At 69.3% G+C, this 15,813-nt stretch carries 16 protein-coding genes; 7 read left to right on the forward strand and 9 right to left on the reverse strand.

Features of this window, described 5'->3' with window-relative positions:
* Positions 1 to 338: 338 nt before the first annotated feature.
* Positions 339 to 974 (reverse strand): NAD(P)-dependent oxidoreductase, encoded by a 636-nt coding sequence (locus PHA84_RS17790; RefSeq protein WP_270889484.1) that lies wholly within the window; start codon positions 972 to 974, stop codon positions 339 to 341.
* Positions 975 to 1,861: 887 nt separating this feature from the next.
* Positions 1,862 to 2,068 (reverse strand): hypothetical protein, encoded by a 207-nt coding sequence (locus PHA84_RS17800; RefSeq protein ID WP_270889485.1) that lies wholly within the window; start codon positions 2,066 to 2,068, stop codon positions 1,862 to 1,864.
* A gap of 463 nt (positions 2,069 to 2,531) precedes the next feature.
* Between PHA84_RS17800 and PHA84_RS17805 the strand changes: the two genes are divergently transcribed.
* Positions 2,532 to 2,708, forward strand: coding sequence for a hypothetical protein (locus PHA84_RS17805; protein WP_270889486.1), 177 nt, complete (start codon positions 2,532 to 2,534; stop codon positions 2,706 to 2,708).
* Positions 2,695 to 2,877, forward strand: a complete 183-nt coding sequence (locus tag PHA84_RS17810; protein WP_270889487.1) for a hypothetical protein — start codon at positions 2,695 to 2,697, stop codon at positions 2,875 to 2,877. The genes PHA84_RS17805 and PHA84_RS17810 overlap by 14 nt, the downstream gene beginning before the upstream one ends.
* A gap of 1,091 nt (positions 2,878 to 3,968) precedes the next feature.
* Here the strand turns inward: PHA84_RS17810 and PHA84_RS17815 are convergent.
* Positions 3,969 to 4,214, reverse strand: a complete 246-nt coding sequence (locus PHA84_RS17815) for an acyl carrier protein (protein WP_270889488.1) — start codon at positions 4,212 to 4,214, stop codon at positions 3,969 to 3,971.
* A 272-nt stretch (positions 4,215 to 4,486) separates the two neighbouring features.
* Between PHA84_RS17815 and PHA84_RS17820 the strand changes: the two genes are divergently transcribed.
* Positions 4,487 to 6,004, forward strand: coding sequence for an LCP family protein (locus PHA84_RS17820; protein WP_270889489.1), 1,518 nt, complete (start codon positions 4,487 to 4,489; stop codon positions 6,002 to 6,004).
* Between the two features lie 6 nt (positions 6,005 to 6,010).
* Here the strand turns inward: PHA84_RS17820 and PHA84_RS17825 are convergent, their stop codons facing one another.
* Positions 6,011 to 6,607: a hypothetical protein gene (locus PHA84_RS17825; RefSeq protein WP_270889490.1), complete on the reverse strand. Its 597-nt coding sequence runs from the start codon at positions 6,605 to 6,607 to the stop codon at positions 6,011 to 6,013.
* 138 nt (positions 6,608 to 6,745) lie between these two features.
* Here PHA84_RS17825 and PHA84_RS17830 point away from each other — a divergent pair, with 138 nt between their 5' ends.
* Positions 6,746 to 7,621, forward strand: a complete 876-nt coding sequence (locus PHA84_RS17830; RefSeq protein ID WP_270889491.1) for a phytanoyl-CoA dioxygenase family protein — start codon at positions 6,746 to 6,748, stop codon at positions 7,619 to 7,621.
* 6 nt (positions 7,622 to 7,627) lie between these two features.
* Here the strand turns inward: PHA84_RS17830 and PHA84_RS17835 are convergent, their stop codons facing one another.
* From PHA84_RS17835 to PHA84_RS17855, 5 genes are all read right to left on the reverse strand, one after another.
* Entirely contained in the window at positions 7,628 to 8,338 is a 711-nt protein-coding gene (locus PHA84_RS17835) for an ANTAR domain-containing protein (RefSeq protein ID WP_270889492.1), read from the reverse strand.
* Between the two features lie 109 nt (positions 8,339 to 8,447).
* Positions 8,448 to 9,029 (reverse strand): urea carboxylase-associated family protein, encoded by a 582-nt coding sequence (locus PHA84_RS17840; RefSeq protein ID WP_270889493.1) that lies wholly within the window; start codon positions 9,027 to 9,029, stop codon positions 8,448 to 8,450.
* Positions 9,026 to 9,763 (reverse strand): guanitoxin biosynthesis heme-dependent pre-guanitoxin N-hydroxylase GntA, encoded by a 738-nt coding sequence (gene gntA / locus PHA84_RS17845; RefSeq protein WP_270889494.1) that lies wholly within the window; start codon positions 9,761 to 9,763, stop codon positions 9,026 to 9,028. The genes PHA84_RS17840 and gntA overlap by 4 nt, the downstream gene beginning before the upstream one ends.
* A 2-nt stretch (positions 9,764 to 9,765) precedes the next feature.
* Complete coding sequence (locus PHA84_RS17850; RefSeq protein ID WP_270889495.1) at positions 9,766 to 10,263, reverse strand: hemerythrin domain-containing protein; 498 nt, start codon at positions 10,261 to 10,263, stop codon at positions 9,766 to 9,768.
* Between the two features lie 128 nt (positions 10,264 to 10,391).
* Positions 10,392 to 10,931 carry a hypothetical protein gene (locus tag PHA84_RS17855; protein WP_270889496.1) on the reverse strand — a complete coding sequence of 180 codons (540 nt, stop codon included), beginning with the start codon at positions 10,929 to 10,931 and terminating at the stop codon, positions 10,392 to 10,394.
* Positions 10,932 to 11,299: 368 nt separating this feature from the next.
* Between PHA84_RS17855 and leuS the strand changes: the two genes are divergently transcribed.
* The 3 genes from leuS to PHA84_RS17870 are packed head-to-tail and all read left to right on the forward strand — an operon-like array spanning position 11,300 to position 15,741.
* The gene (gene leuS / locus PHA84_RS17860; RefSeq protein WP_270889497.1) at positions 11,300 to 14,197 is read left to right on the forward strand and encodes a leucine--tRNA ligase; all 2,898 of its coding nucleotides are present in this window, start codon (positions 11,300 to 11,302) and stop codon (positions 14,195 to 14,197) included.
* A 45-nt stretch (positions 14,198 to 14,242) separates the two neighbouring features.
* Entirely contained in the window at positions 14,243 to 15,097 is an 855-nt protein-coding gene (locus tag PHA84_RS17865) for a DegV family protein (protein ID WP_270889498.1), read from the forward strand.
* A complete protein-coding gene (locus PHA84_RS17870; protein ID WP_270889499.1) occupies positions 15,094 to 15,741 on the forward strand; it encodes a glycerol-3-phosphate acyltransferase in 648 nt (215 codons plus the stop codon). Before PHA84_RS17865 ends, PHA84_RS17870 begins: the two co-directional genes overlap by 4 nt.
* Positions 15,742 to 15,813: the final 72 nt, after the last annotated feature.

The raw sequence follows: 15,813 nt of genomic DNA on the forward strand, positions 1-15,813 counted from the left end.
GGCAGACTAGAAACCCCGAAACCGGTGGCCTCGATTTCGAACGTCGCATCGGCCCCATTTTCGAGCGTTGCCGACACGCTACCTGGGTTGCTTGAGGCCGAGGCCGATGGCGAAGCGTCGTAGTCGCGGTAAGGGTCGCGTCCCACTACTCCCAGTCGCGTCAGCGCCTGGTCGCCACGGCACGGCTCGGCTTCCTGCCCAATGGCGAGCGCATCGTCACGACCGCTACGGGCAGGACCATGGCCGAGGCCAAGGCCAGGCTCAGCGAGCTGCTGCGGGAGCGGAGAAAGCGATCGACGGTCCGGCGCTCGACGGCCACGAAAGGTGAGGGCCGACCCTCAGTAGGCCACCGAGAGGTGCTCCCGGTGATGCTCCGCGCGGTCGATCTCGTTGACGATGGCCTCCGCGAAGTCCGGACCCGAGATCTCGGACTTGCCCTCGTCGTCGAACAGGGCGACCTCGCCGCCGACCCGGTAGCTGCCGGTCTTCTGCCCAGGGGCCCACGCTCCATACGCGCCGGCAGGGCTCATGAACACCCAGTCCAGCTCCGCGGGGGCCGACTCGGTGAGCCAACGCCGAGTAGCCTCCCCTTCCAGCGCCTCATCGCGGTACTCCTGCGGGATGTCGCCCTCAGCGAAACGGGGCGCTCCTGGCGCCGGCCGCAGGGACGAGAAACCGCCGACCATGATCAGCCGGGCGCCCGTCTCAGCCGCCGCAATAGCATAGGTGGCGTAGAGCTCAACGAGCCGACCGGCCGTCTCCCCTCGCGGGGAGAGGGCCAGCACGACGGCGTCCGCCCCGGGGATGATCTCCACGGCGTCGGCCGCGTCACCGGTCTCGTAGCGCACCCCCTCGACGGGGTTGGCGGGGATCGAGCGGCTCCAGGAGATGACTTCGTGGCCGCGGGCGACGGCCTCCCGGGCGATGTTGGTGCCGGTGTAACCGGTGCCTCCGATGACGGCGATGGTGGACACTTCGTGGCTCCTTGCTGTAGGGGTTCTGGTTCGGGTCAGCGCCAGCCGAGGCCGGGCGCCACATGCTTGATGGTGTTCTCCAGCAGCTGTGCGTTGTAGTCGACGCGGAGCTGGTCGGAACGGTGAGCCGGACAGTGTCGGCGGCAGCGAAGGCATCATCCGCGCGCAACTGTTCGACCAGCCTGTCGGGTTCGGCGGCGTAGCTGCGACCGAAGACCGCCCGGTAGCCGTCGAGGTTGCCGACCTGGTCCGGCGAGTCGCCCTGGCCACTGAAGTACCTGGCGTCGAGGTCGGTCACAATCGGCATGAGCGAGCGGCTCACCGAGACCTGGGGCTCGCGCTCGTGCGCGGCGGCCGTCCACGCCTCGCGGAACACCTGGATCTGCTTGTGCTGCTGGACGTGGAAGGGCTCGCCCGACTCGTCCTCCTTCAGTGTCGAGCTCATGAGGTTCATGCCGAGCTGGGCGGCCCAGCGCGCGATGGATTCCGACGGGCGCCCCACCAGATGCGGTCGCGCAGCCCCTCCGATTGCGGCTCGGAGCCGCAATAGCCCTGGCGGGTTAGGAAGCACCGACCGGGAGTTCGGCTGCGCGAATCTTTTGCCGCTGAGCACCTCGAGCAGCACCTCGGTATGGCGCCGCGCCATGTCCGCGTGGCCCTCCCCCTCGGCGGGGGAGAAGCCGAAGCCGCAGCGGTCTGGTCCCGGTCCACGCCCACCCCTTCGCGTTGCTCGCCAGGGTCAGGAGAAGCCGTTCCCGCGAGGCGGCTGGCGACAGTTTGGGCCACCGACGCAGGACCGTCCCGACGAACGCGGCCGGGGCGGTCGTGAGAAGGCGGCACCAAGGCCGCAGTGCTATTGCTATGGCACTAAGGCCGCAGCGCTAGCACTACTCGGCGAGCTTGGCGATCGCTTGAGCCCAGAGGAAGTGCTTGTTCGTGCCGAGGTCCCGCACGGTCTTGATGTTGAACGCGGCCTTGAGGTGCTCTGCGTCCCCGGCGCTGACACCCTGCAACGCAGCCACGGGCGCATCCGCCAGCTCGCTGATGCTTGCCGTCTCGAACGAGCCGTCAATCTTGCTTGCGATGTCGCCCATCGTCACTCCCACACAGGTCGGGCGCGCCACGTCGGCGCACGGTGGGTCATGGGTACCACCGAATCAGCGGCCACGCCAGGGACCCTTCCAGACCCTTGCCGCCCCAAAGAGGGGACGTGGCGGTCAACTGAGCGTCCTTTGACCGTGAGCAGCAGCGGCCACCCCGGCCGCAGACCTGTCGGGCTCGGTCCTACACGTTGCTCCGTCCAAGATGTCCCCGCTTCGGCGTTGACACCGTCGCCAACGGTTCCGCCTCGGCACGGCAGGATGCCGCACCTGAGGGACTCGAAGCGTTGCCGCCGCTGGGGGCACGAAGGAACCGGCCCTAGTCCCCGTGTAGTGCCAGATGCGTGTTCCTTGACTGCGGGACTGGCATGGTCGCATGGTGGTCTGGTCGTCTCGCAAGCCTCTGCTGCGGCACTCGAGGAGTGGCCGTGCCCGTGTCCCGACCTGCACTCTTGGCGTGCATCGTGTGCGCCTTGGCGGCGGCGTGCACGGGAGGCAGTCCGTCATCCTCAGGCAGCACTACGAGGGCGCCTTCGGCGGCAACGGCCACGTCGTCGGGCAGCCCTTCGACGGCATCGGCGCCCAGGTTCTCGGCCTCGGTGACCAACAGGTGGTTCCCCTTGCTCCCGGGTAGCAGCCGCAGCTACGCCGGGGTCAAGGAGGACGAGCCGTCGAAGGAGGTCTTCGTGGTGGAGCGCACCACCAAGACCATCGAAGGAGCACCGTGTGTGGTGGTGTCCGACCGTCTCTACCTGTCGGGCCATCTCGCCGAACGAACGACCGACTACTACAGCCAGGACTAGGACGGCAACGTCTGGTACTTCGGGAGGACACGGCGGAGCTGGACCGCGCTGGACAGGTCACGAGCAGGGAGGGGACGTGCATGGCCGGGCGTGACGGGGCAAGGCCGGGGATCTACATCGAGGCCGAGCCCAAGATCGGGCACGGCAACAGGCAGGAGCGCGACCGAGGGCACGCGGAGGACCACTACGAGGTCATCAGCCTGAGCTCCCCGATCACCGTGCCGTACCGCTCGTTCCGCTCCACCGTGGTCACGAAGGAAGTGGACCCCGTTGGAGCCCGACGTGCTCGACCACGAGTACTACGCCCAGGGCATCGGAGTCGTCGCCGAGATCTCGGTGAAGGGGCCCACCGAGCGGAACCGGCTCGTCGCCCTGTCCGCCGGCTAGGGCATCCGTTACCGCTGCCCTTTCCCCTGCCCCAGAGCGCAATCCGCGCGTGCGCGAGGGCCGAGACTGAGCGGCATCGCCTGCCTGTCCAGCGTTGCCAAGCTAGCGTCGTTGCCCAGCGCAGTGTCGCAGTCGGCGGCCTTGGGGTGGTCACTGGCGTGACGCCTCCGGAGTGGTCCAGCCAAGTGAACGCCTGGATACGGCTCCTCACCAGAAGCGCCTTCGGCTTCGACACCCACACGCACGGATCGCCTACGCGGATGCCGGGCCAGCACCGCCCCCTGCCCCGGCCGAATCTGACTCATACATCAGGCAGAAGCTCCACGGATCGCCGAGTGGAGTGGCACGCCCGCCGCCTTCCCGGACGGAGGCTAATGGAACTGCAAAGTTGACCTGAGTCACCTGTCATGGGCCTTGGCCGTACGGAGCTCTCGCTATCGCGTTGCCTGTCCAGCGTTGCGGAGTCGGCCATCTTCGATGCCGCATTCACGGTTACGCCAGCAGTTCGTTCCCCCATGCCGTCCGCGCGCCTTACCAGACGGACGGCCCCTGCACGGGGCTCAGAGTTCGTTGCTCCCACCTCCTGAGCATCGTCCGCCGGGATCCCTGGCATGGTCCATGGCCCAATGAGGCCATACACGAGACGGAGGTCCCAAAGCGCCCTTCGTCACTCCTTCTGAGTAGGCGTCGACGGCGTGCCCGCCTCAGCCGCCGTTCTGTGGCTGGGTGTTGTCGATACCGCCGAGCTGCTGCAAGAACTCGTGGCAGCGCTTGGCGCGCTCGCTGTCCTGGGCCATGACCTCCTCGAAGAACGACGCAATGTCGTCCTTCCCGGCGTTCCGGGCGTCGCGCACGTACTGCCCATAGTCGTGGCCGGCCTTCAGCGAGTGGTACTGCACGGAGATGAGGTCGTAGGTGACGTCGTCGAATCCGGTCTCTCCAGTAGCCATCGTTCTCTCCTTTCGTCAGGGTCGCCGGCGTTGTGACAGCGGGTGGTCCACCGCCCGCCGGCCCAGGTTCACGGTTTCGACGCTACGTCGCCGGGCCCTTCGTCGCATCCTGTCGCGAGCGCCGAGGACCGGGGTGGCGAGGACCGGGCTGGTCATGACGACGCGCGCACTGGCGCCGCTGACCGGTTTCGGTTCAGCCTGACCGGGTATGGCGCGCCCAGGGAGCGGGCGAGGCGAGTCCTCGGTCGTCACCGGACGACCAAGGAACCCCCATGCGGAACGTCACCGGGCCACAGCCCGACCCACGCGCCCAGCTGTGGCGCTGTGCCCTTCTCGTCCTGCTTGCCTTCCCGTTGCCGGGTCTTGCCCTGTGGTTGGCCGGCCGGCGGCGCGCCGGAGCTGCAGCGCTCGCCGCGACCGCGGCCGCGGTCCTCACGCTGGCTGTCCTCTGGGGCCAGCACCGTCCTGAGCAGCTCGCCGTGCGTCTCGGGTCCAGGCCGGACCTGCTCGAGTCCGCTGCCCTGGTCGTGGTCGCCCTCGGGACGGCGTGGCTCTCAGCCATCGTCGGCACGGCCTCCGCGGCCTGGCCCGCGACGGCGACCCGCGGAGAGAAGCTCGGGGCGATGACCCTCGTCGTCGCACTCTCTCTGGCCGTGGCCGGGCCCACGGCTCTCGTCGCGCGCTATGCGCTCATCTCACGCGCGCTCGCCACGCAGGTGTTCGCCAGTGGCGTGGGAGTGCGTGCTGACGGGCTTCAGGTTCCGGAACCTCGGCGCCAGCCTCACGTCGACCCCTGGGCCGGGACGCCTCGGCTCAACGTGCTGTTGCTCGGTCTCGACTCCGCGGCGGGTCGGGTCGGGGTGCGCCCGGACTCCATCGTGCTCGCCTCCGTCGACACCAGGACCGGTGCGACCGTGCTCTTCGGGCTGCCACGCAACCTGGAGAAGGTGCCGTTCCCACGGTCCTCGCCCTTGCACCGACTCTGGCCACACGGCTTCGACTGCGGAAGCGAGTGCCTGCTGAACGCCGTCTGGACGGAGGCGGTGAACCATGCGGGCCTCTTTCCCGGGGACCCCAGCCCGGGGCTTACGGCGACCCGCTCAGCGGTCGAGGCGGTCCTCGGGCTTCCCGTGGACTACACGGTCACCGTCAGCCTCCGAGGCTTCATGGAGCTCGTCGACGCGGTAGGCGGGGTGGAGGTGAACGTCCGGACCACGCTTCCGATCGGCGGCGCCCACGACGGCGCGGGGAGGGTGACCGAGGCGCCTCGGGGGTACATCGAGCCCGGGCGTCAGCACCTCGACGGCTACCACGCCCTCTGGTTCAGCCGATCCAGGTTCGCCAGCAACGACTTCGACCGGATGCGTCGACAGCGGTGCATGATCGGAGCGCTGGTCGCGCAGGTGGACCCCATGACCTTCCTTGCGCGCTTCCCTGCCATCGCAGCCGCGACAGGGAGGAACCTGCACACCGACATCCCGCTTTCCGACCTCCCGGCGTGGGCCACCATCGCCGAGAGGGTCCGAGCAGGCAGCCTCACGTCCCTGCCGCTGACGGACGCGGTGGTCCACCCGGACCGACCTGACTTCAACCGGATCCGCACACTCGTACGCGCCGCCCTCGCCATCCGGCCCGGTCCGGCAGCGGCCACCGCGCCGACGTCGGGCACAGCCAGCTCTTCACCTCCGCCCTCGACACGGCAGGGGCCCTCGACAGCGCAGCGTCCCACCGTCCGACCGCCCGGTCACCAGCGCGCCACGGCGCCGCAAAGGCTCGCCGACGCCTGCTGAAAACCGTTACCGGTCCTCGTGGAGGCCGGCCGAGAGGCCGCCGTTCACCCTGGCCACGACCCGAGCGCGGGCAGCGGCGAAGTGCCGGTCGTAGTCTGCGCGCAGGTCCGGTGCCTGCCGGTGTCGGCTGTTATGTGGGGGCGAGAGGGCTGTGGCTTCGGCCCACGCCCGAAACACCGGGGCTGCGGCCGCTTCGAGGCGAGCTGCGGTGATGCCGTGTCCGGCCTCCCGCTGGCGTTCCAGGTCCCGCATGAACACCTCGTAGGCCACGACCACCGGCCAGTGCTTCAGGATGAGCTCGGCGGGGTCGCCCCGAGGCTCTCGGATGAAGCCGTCCAAGACACCCTTCGGGACGCGACCCCGGTGGCCCCGCAGAAGCGTCTTCGTGAGGCCCGCAGTCATGGCGCTCGTGACCGCCTGGCCCATGGCCTCCCTCCAGGCCAGGCGGGCCGCGTCCACGTACGACTGCCCCGGTAATGGGAGGACGGGCCGGCCGAGGACGACCTCGAGCTGCTCGTCGACCGCGTGGCCGGCGCGAGGGTACGCCATCGCCAAGGCGGTGAAGCGAACCAGGGCTGCAGTGGCCTCATGGGACCGTCGCACGACACTCATTCTCCGGCCGGCCGAGGGTGCGCGGAAGATGCGCCTCATCGTCCATACGGACCATTGCGGGCGCCGTGCGCGTTCCCGCACACTGACTCGGGCTTGAGGAAGGCCCACGAGCGACGCTGAAGGAGCGACGTGGCACAGCAGACAGCAGACCTGCCGGGTCTTGGTGATCCTGAGGACATTCCGACCGAGGGGATCGACACTGGCGCGATCGTCGACGCCCTGTACGGCGACGGCATCATGGCACTGCGGGGCGCCTTCCCCGTCGAGTGGGTTGACGACCTGGCCAGGGACGTCCAACTGGCCTTCGGCGAGGCGCGCTCCCGCGGGGATGGGGCGGTCGGGCGAGGACCGAACCGCTGGTACGTGGAGGTGCACCCCGAGCAGCTGCGCGGCTTCGTGGACCTCGTGTCGCATCCCTGGGTCAACGCGGCGGCGCGTGCCGTCCTGGGAGACGACTACCACTTCGTGGAGGTCGGGTTCGACGTTCCGCTCCCCGGTGCAGTCGACCAGCCCTGGCACCGGGACTTCCCGATGCCGCGAGTCACCCGTGAGGAGGGCCGGCTCACATCACTGGCCTTCAACCTGACGCTCGTCGACACGACGCCGGACATGGGGCCGTTCGAGATCGCGGTAGGCACCCAGTGGGACGACAGCGCGGAGCTCGAGCACGGCATGTTTCCGCCGAAGGCCCTCCACTCGAGGTACGAGGAGCGCGCCCAGCGCAAGCTCCCGCAACGCGGGGACATCTCGGTGCGCTCGGCCTTGACCATCCACCGCGGCACGCAGAACCACTCGCAGCTGTCGAGGCCGGTTCTCGTGCTCGGCGTCGAGGACGGTCGGGACACGGAGCAGCTCATCGAGCACTCACCTCGGGTGACCCGGGCCTACTGGGACTCACTGCCGCAGAGCGTCAAGGACCGCCTGCACTGCCCGATCGTGGACGAGCCGCTCGTGCCGATCACCCAGAAGCACACGATCGAGGGCCTGGTGATGGGAGCCTCCTGAGGGCGGTCACCCGTCGTCGCGGCGCTGGTGGCTCTTCGTGATCCGCTCGGCGATCAGGGCGAGCCGCGTGTTCGTGCGGCTCGACGCCTTCCGCAGGATCTCGAACGCCTCCTCGCCGCTGACGCCATGGGCCGCCATCAGCAGACCGACCGCTTTGCCGATCTCCCGGTTGCTCTCCAGACCGCGACGCAGGCTCTCCGCCGTCGCGCGCCCCTCGACCGCCGCCAGCGCTACCGACGTGAAGGCTGCGAGGACCGCCCCCACGTCCGCGGCATCCGGTGTCAAGGCACCCGGGGTGTCCGAGAAGACGTTCAGCGCGGACCGTCCGGAGAGCCCGCTCAGCAGCCGGTAGCCCACCATGCCGCGTACGGGCGTCTGCTCGAGGGTCAGTCGCGCCAGGTTGGGCCAGGTGCTGTGCGACGCGATGTCGTCGTCGCGCTGCACGGAGTCCTTGACGATGCTGTCCAGACACGGGCCCTCGTGCGAGTCGCTCTCCAGCCGGTCCATCAGCCGCGCGATGTCGTCGGAGGCTGCCCGGGTCCGCAGCTGGGCATTGGACTCCAGCGTCGAGATCGTCACGTGGTCCGCCCCGGGCATCACCTGCACCGCGATCCGGACGATCGCCTCCAGGGCCTGTTCGGGGTCGGTCTCCCCGTAGACGAGCTCGGCCAGCTCCGTGAAGGCGCGGGCCGCTTCTGGAGGGACGGCAGGCTGCATGGGCCCAGTCTCCCTACTTTGGTCTCGCCTGACCAGCCGGTCGCCATCATCGGCGCAGGTGGAGACGATGAAGGCGCCCCATGAACCCGCTCCGCAGGCCTAGTACCCCTCATGAGAGGGTGAAGTCGATCGGCTTGGACACGCCACCGTTCGACTTCTCGGCGGAGCACGCGGTGAGCCCGACGTGCAGGTCGACCTCGGCGCGGACGGTCAGCCGGTCGCCTGCCACCGACGTTGGGGGGTCGATGTGCAGCTCGCCACCCGGCTCGCTCCACACGTTCATGAAGATGTTCAGGGTGGTGCCGATCTGGTCCGGACCGACGCCGAACGGAGCAAGTCCCTTGACGAGGTTCTCCAGGCAGCTGGGGTGGTACGAGCCCTGGAACTCCGGGTAGAGCAGGTCGAACGTCTGCTGGCTACAGGGCGTCAGCAGCAAGTCGTGCCTGCCACAGGTGTCCTCCAGGATCGTGAGCATCGGGGTGCTGCGGTTGCTGTAGAGGATGCTGCCGGTGGAGACATAGACGGAGTTCCCGTAGTCGATCGTGCGGCCACTGGACAGCCACTCGTCGTGGTCGTCGGCACGGAAGCAGAACAGGTCGCTGACCTGCCCTCCGGTCGGGTCCGTCACGGTGAGGAGGTCTCCCGCCCGCAGCACGAACCCGGTGCCGGTCTGGGGTTCGAGCCGGGTCACTGCCGCTCCTCATGGTCGAAGTGGGCCGGCGGGTGCCAGTCGCGGGACACCAGCCGGCCCGAGTACTGCCTGGCCTCCGAGCTGCACCCGTAGTCGTCGACCATCGGGTTCACCGTCCCCTGGAGGGCCTCGTCGCGACGCCTGATGGTGTCCCTCATGCGCTCGAACCGCGCCGAGCCGCGCAGCCGCTCGAACTGCTCGTGCAGGTTGAAGACGAGAGTGGGCAGGGGCGTACGCCGGGCGATCCGTGACGCCCGGGGGTGTAGGCCGACGACGAAGTACGCCGTACCGGCCACGCTGAACGCGAAGTGTGGGTTGTCGGGGTCGTCGGACACCTGCGGGTTCCAGGGGAGCTCGTCGTGGTCGTGGATGAGCTCCAGCTGTCTCCACAGCAGCTCCTCGAACGACGTCTCGTCCGGCACCCGGGTGCAGCGGAAGACCGAGACGAGCGAGGCGAACCCGTCGCCCAGGTCGGTCTGTGCCGCGAACTCCGCGAGGGCCGGGATCAGCGCGCGGGCAGACCGTTCTGTGCCGAGGTCGTCGAGCACCACGACCCTGGCCCGCTCGCGGTTGAACACCGAGCGAGCCCCCAGACAGGGGTAGTCCGGGTGCAGCACCATGGTCTCGATGGCGGCGGCCGCGTCGTCCACCGGTGTGGAGGAACCCTGCTGGTGGGCCAGCACGTCGAGGAGCGCGGGCAGGCTCTCGATCTCACCTGCCGCTCCGGTCCTCATGGTCACGATACGACTGCGTCGACGACCTTCTTCAGGGCGCTGGGCTGCGCAGGCGATCGCGGCGCTCGCTCCTTCGCCGCCAAGAGCTGCTCACCGAGCTCCCTGAGCTGCGTGCGGCTCAGACCTTCGCGGACCTTGGGAAACCAGTCCGACTCCTCCTCGTCCATGTGGTGCCGCACGTTCTCGATCAGGACGGTGGTCTTGGCCTGGAACCGCTCGTCGCCGGGTCCCATCGTGGACAGCTCCATGACGAGGACGTCGGCAACGTGGTGCTCCTCGTAGGACTCGAGGACATCCTCCTCGAGCTCCGGCAGGAGCCGGCGGACCTCCGGGTACATCACCTCGTTCTCGATGTAGGTGTGCATCGTGAGCTGCTCGATGACCTGCCGGACGATCGTTCCCTTACGTGCCTCGGTGGTCTTCTTGTTCTCGAACTCGCGGAACAAGGCGCGGACCTTCTTGTGGTCGTCGCGCAGGATGACGATCGCATCGGTGGACACGGTGGCTCCTCGGGGTGGCCGGTCTCTGTGGTGGTGTCGCTGGTCCCTCGACCGGCTGCTACCCCCGCCGAGCAGCAGTGAAACGCCGCACGCGTGTCACTGGTCACGAGGAGGCCGGCGGCGACTGGCTAGGGCTGTACCCGCTGCGGACGCACCGTCTCTCGGCTGGTCACGTCGAGGTCCGTGAGAGCCGCAGCCACCAGGACGAGGGCCACCGCGGTCAGGCCGCGCCATCCGGGGTTGAGATAGGCGAACGAGCGGCTGAAGACGGGCGCGAAGGCCTGGACGACGAGCAGCAGTGAGCCGCCCGCGACCAGCAGCAGCCCGGGCAGCCGCGCGTGCACGCCGCACCGGACGACCGAGACGCCGAAGAGAGCGAGGCCGGAACAGAGCAGCGCCCACTGGCCCGCGAAGCCGTAGCCCATGGCGGCGATGCCGGCCCAGCCGACCCACGCGGAGGATGCGGCGCCCTGAGCCAGCTGGTAGCCGACGAGGGCGGGGATCAGGGAGGCCAGCGCGAGGACGTAGACGACGACCTCCAGGACCGCCGGCACGGCGACCTGGTGAGCGCGCGTGACCCAGAACGCGAAGAAGAGAAGGCCGCCGACATCCCCTGCCACGGGGCCGAACCGTTCGAGCTGCAAGCGCATACGAGCCGTGCCGTCCATCCCCCGAACGTACGATGCCGTCCTCGTTCTGTCATCACCAAAACTGCGCATCTCTGAGGGGAGGGCCCATGGCGCCCCCCATCCCGGGAGCCAACCTGCCCACCCCGCCTGTCGCCGCCTTGTCGCCCTGCCCGCCGCCCCTTCCTCCGCGAGCGGCTGCGCTAACCTAGGGCCATGGCACGGCAGCCGCTTCTTCGATAGCCGCGCTGGCCCACGGACCACCGAGGCCACCGCGGCGAGCCCCTCCTGCGCGAGGGGCTTTTCTGTGAGGGCACACCCGACGGCGCCACCGCGCACGACCACCGCACCACGCAGGCCGACCGCACCACGCACGACGACGCCGCGCCGAGACCGAACCCGAGGATGAGATGAGCGAGACGCCGCACCGCTATACCGCCGAGCTGGCCCAGCACATCGAGCTGGCGTGGCAGGACCGCTGGCAGGAGGAAGGGACCTTCCACGCGCCGAACCCGGCGGGGCCGTGGGCGGAGCCCGAGAAGGTGGGCGACCGACAGAAGCTCCTGGTGCTCGACATGTTCCCCTACCCCAGCGGGGCTGGCCTGCATGTCGGACACCCGTTGGGCTACATCGCCACGGACGTGTTCGCGCGGTACCAGCGCATGACCGGTAAGAACGTCCTGCACTGCCTGGGCTACGACGCCTTCGGCCTCCCGGCCGAGCAGTACGCGGTACAGACCGGCCAGCACCCGCGCAAGACGACCGAGGACAACATGGTCGTGATGAAGCGCCAGCTGCGGCGGCTCGGGCTCGGGCACGACGACCGCCGCACCATCGCCACGATCGACCCCGGCTACTACAAGTGGACGCAGTGGATCTTCACGCAGATCTTCAACGCCTGGTACGACCCGGGCGCTGAGCGTCCCGACGGCGGTCGGGGGAGGGCCAGGCCGCTGAGCGAGCTGGTCGAGGAGCTTCGGTCTGGCGCCCGCGCCGTGCCGGGAGGGGCTGACTGGTCGACGCTCTCCGACGTCGAACGGTCTGCGGTGCTCGACGACTACCGCCTGGCGTACACCTCAGCGGCTCCCGTCAACTGGGCCCCGGGCCTGGGCACCGTGCTGTCGAACGAGGAGGTCACGAACGAGGGACGGTCCGAGCGCGGCAACTTCCCCGTCTTCAAGACGAACCTGCGCCAGTGGATGATGCGGATCACCGCGTACGCCGACCGGTTGGCCGACGATCTCGACCGGGTGGACTGGCCCGAGAAGGTGAAGTCGATGCAGCGAAACTGGATCGGGCGCAGCCAGGGCGCTCGGGTCAGCTTCCCCGTCGACGGTCACGACGCCTCCATCGAGGTCTTCACCACGCGGCCCGACACGCTGTTCGGCGCCACCTTCATGGTGCTAGCCCCGGAGCACCCGCTGGTCGACGCCATCGCCGCGGGTGACGCCTGGGAGCCGGGAACCAACCCGGCCTGGACGGGTGGGGAGGCCTCGCCGAGCGCCGCCGTCCAGGCGTACCGGCTGGCCGCCTCGCGCAAGAGCGACCTCGAGCGCCAGACCGAGGGCAAGGACAAGACGGGTGTGTTCACCGGGGCCTGGGCGGTCAACCCGCTGAACGGCGCGCGGATCCCGGTGTTCATCGCGGACTACGTGCTGATGGGCTACGGGACCGGAGCCATCATGGCCGTGCCCGGTCAGGACGCGCGCGACTGGGAGTACGCGCAGAGGTTCGGCCTTCCCATCGTGCGCACCGTCCAGCCACCGCCCGGCCACCCGGAGGACGAGCCGTTCGTGGGCGAGGGGCCGGCGATCAACTCCTCGAACGACGAGATCTCGCTCGACGGGCTGGGCGTCGCCGACGCCAAGGCGGCGACGATCGAGTGGTTGTCGCACAAGGGGTTCGGTGAGGGCACGGTCAGCTACAAGCTGCGCGACTGGCTCTTCAGCCGGCAGCGGTACTGGGGCGAGCCGTTCCCGATCGTCTTCGACGAGGACGGCATCGGCCACGCCGTACCGGACTCCATGCTGCCCGTCGAGCTGCCCGACGTCCCGGACTACTCGCCGAAGACCTTCGACCCGCAGGACGCGTCGTCGCAGCCCGAGCCGCCTCTGGGGCGCGTGGAGGAGTGGGTCAACGTCGAGCTCGACCTCGGCGACGGGCGTGGGCCACGCACGTTCCGCCGCGAGACGAACACGATGCCCAACTGGGCCGGCTCCTGCTGGTACTACCTGCGGTACCTGGACCCGGAGAACGACGAGGCGTTCGTCGACCCGGAGAACGAGCGGTACTGGATGGGCCCGCACGCGACGCCGGTCCCGGGAGCCCCGCAGGGTGTCCGCGACCCGGGCGGGGTGGACCTCTACATCGGCGGGGTCGAGCATGCCGTGCTCCACCTGCTGTACGCGCGGTTCTGGCACAAGGTGCTCTACGACTTGGGCCATCTTTCCAGTGACGAGCCGTTCCGTAAGTACTTCTCGCAGGGCTACATCCAGGCGCCGGCCTACCGGGACCGCCGTGGTCAGCCGGTCGAGGCGTCCGAGGTCCTCGAGGTGCCCGATCCCACGGGCGGTGAGCCGACCTACACCTTCCGAGGCGAGCCCGTCACGCGCGAGTACGGCAAGATCGGCAAGTCCCTGAAGAACGTGGTGAGCCCCGACGAGATGTTCGAGCAGTACGGCGCGGACACGCTGCGGGTCTACGAGATGTCGATGGGGCCCCTCGAGCTCTCCAAGCCGTGGGAGACCCGGGCGGTCGTCGGGGCACAGCGGTTCCTGCAGCGCCTGTGGCGCAACGTCGTCGATGAGGAGACAGGCGACGTGCGGGTGCTGGACAGCCCGATGGACGAGGCAACGGCTCGAGCCCTGCACAAGACGATCGACGCGGTGTCGAAGGACTATCCCACGCTCGGTTTCAACACGGCGATCGCCCGGCTCATCGAGCTCAACAACGCCCTGACGAAGCTCGACCGCGTGCCTCGGGAGGCCGCAGAGCCGCTCGTCGTCATGGTGGCCCCGCTGGCCCCGCACATCGCAGAGGAGCTGTGGTCCCGCCTGGGACACGAGGAGTCCATCACCTTCGCCCCGTTCCCCGCGGCAGATCCCGCCCTGCTCGTCGAGGACCGCGTGACGTGCGTCGTCCAGATCAAGGGCAAGGTGCGCGACCGCGTGGAGGTCCCTTCGGACATCGGCGAGGAAGAGCTGCGCGAGCTCGTGCTCGCTCTTCCCAAGGTTGCCGCGGCGACCGAGCGCGGGACGCGGCAGGTCATCGTGCGCGCGCCGCGGCTGGTCAACGTCGTCCCGGCCTGAGCGGCCGTCTGGGCGGCCGAGCCTCGCCACGGATAGCCTGCGCTGGTGAGCGTCGCCGTCGTCACCGACTCCACGGCATACCTGCCCGAGGCAGTGGTGTCCGCCAAGGGAATCCTCGTCGTGCCCCTGCACGTGGTGATCGCGGGGACGGAGTACAGCGAAGGCGTCGACGTCACCACCGCCGAGGTCGCCGAGGCGCTGCGCTCTTTCCGCCCCGTCTCGACCTCGCGCCCCTCGCCGCAGTCCTTCCTCGACGCGTACGAGAAGGCCGCCGCCACAGGCGTGGACTCCATCGTGTCGGTCCACATCTCGGCGGACATGTCCTCGACCGTGGAGTCGGCGCACCTCGCCGCCCAGCACTCGCCGGTCCCGGTGAAGGTCGTGGACTCCCGTTCGCTAGGTATGGCCATGGGGTATGCCGTGATCTCGGCCGCGGACGCAGCAGCGTCAGGAGCGACGCCGGACGAGGTTGCAGCGCAGGCTCTCTCACGGTCGCAGTCCTCGACGGTCGTCTTCTACGTCGACACGTTGGAGCACCTGCGCCGCGGTGGCCGGATCGGCTCGGCGTCCGCCTTCCTGGGGTCCGCCCTCGCCATCAAGCCGATCCTGGGCCTCTCAGACGGTCACATCCGCCCGCTCGAGAAGGTGCGCACCTCGACGCGTGCCCTGGCCCGGCTCGAGGAGCTGGCAGTGAGCGCGGCGCAGTCCAGCCGCACAGGGGTCGACATCGCGGTGCATCACCTGGACTCCGCCGCCCGGGCGGACCAGCTGGCGACCCGCCTCGCTGAACGTGTCCCGACGGCGGGTGAGTTGGCGCTGGTCGAGCTGGGCGCCGTCGTGGGGGCTCACGTTGGTCCCGGCACGCTGGCGGTGGCCGTGTCCCCTCGCCCGCGAGCATGACGAGCGGGCAGCACGAGTCCTTCTGGCAGCTGGCGAAGCTGCCGCTGGGCTCCGTCGTGGCCGTCGTCGTGGCCTTCGTCATCGGGGCGGTGAACCCGGCGACCATTCTCGCCACGGTGCTGGGCAAGGACCTGCGGCACTCCGGGTCCGGCAACCCGGGAGCGACGAACGCGGGCCGCGTTCTCGGGACCCGCTGGGGTGTCGTGGTGGGCGTGCTGGACGTCCTCAAGGGGCTGGTGCCCGTCGTTCTGGCGCGTGACCTCGTCGGGCCGCTGGCTGCGCTCTTCGTCGGCCTCGCCGTGGTGCTGGGACACATCTGGTCGCCGTTCCTCAAGGGCCAGGGCGGCAAGGGTGTCGCGACCTCACTGGGGGCCATCCTCGCCGTCGAGCCCTGGTTCGGGGTTCTGACGGTCGTCGTCTTCGGGGTGCTGGTGTGGCGGGTGCGCTGGGTCGCCGGCGCGTCGGTATCAGCATGCCTGGTGCTGCTGGCTGTGGGGCTGGCCAGCTGGGCGCGATGGCTTCCAGTGGGGTCCCGGAACACTGGTGCCTGGTGCGTCGTCGTCTCTCTTCTGGTCATCTACCGCCATCGACGGAACATCGAGCTCTGGGTGAGTGCGCGTCGCGGCGCGTCCTCCGCAGGCTGAGCGGTGCTCCGGCCGTGTCCCCGGATCTTGTTCTGCGCGCAGGTATCTGGGGCGGGTCCCCGCCCTCCTGAC

This window comes from Pedococcus sp. 5OH_020 (genome assembly GCF_027812955.1).
Lineage (GTDB): Bacteria > Actinomycetota > Actinomycetes > Actinomycetales > Dermatophilaceae > Pedococcus.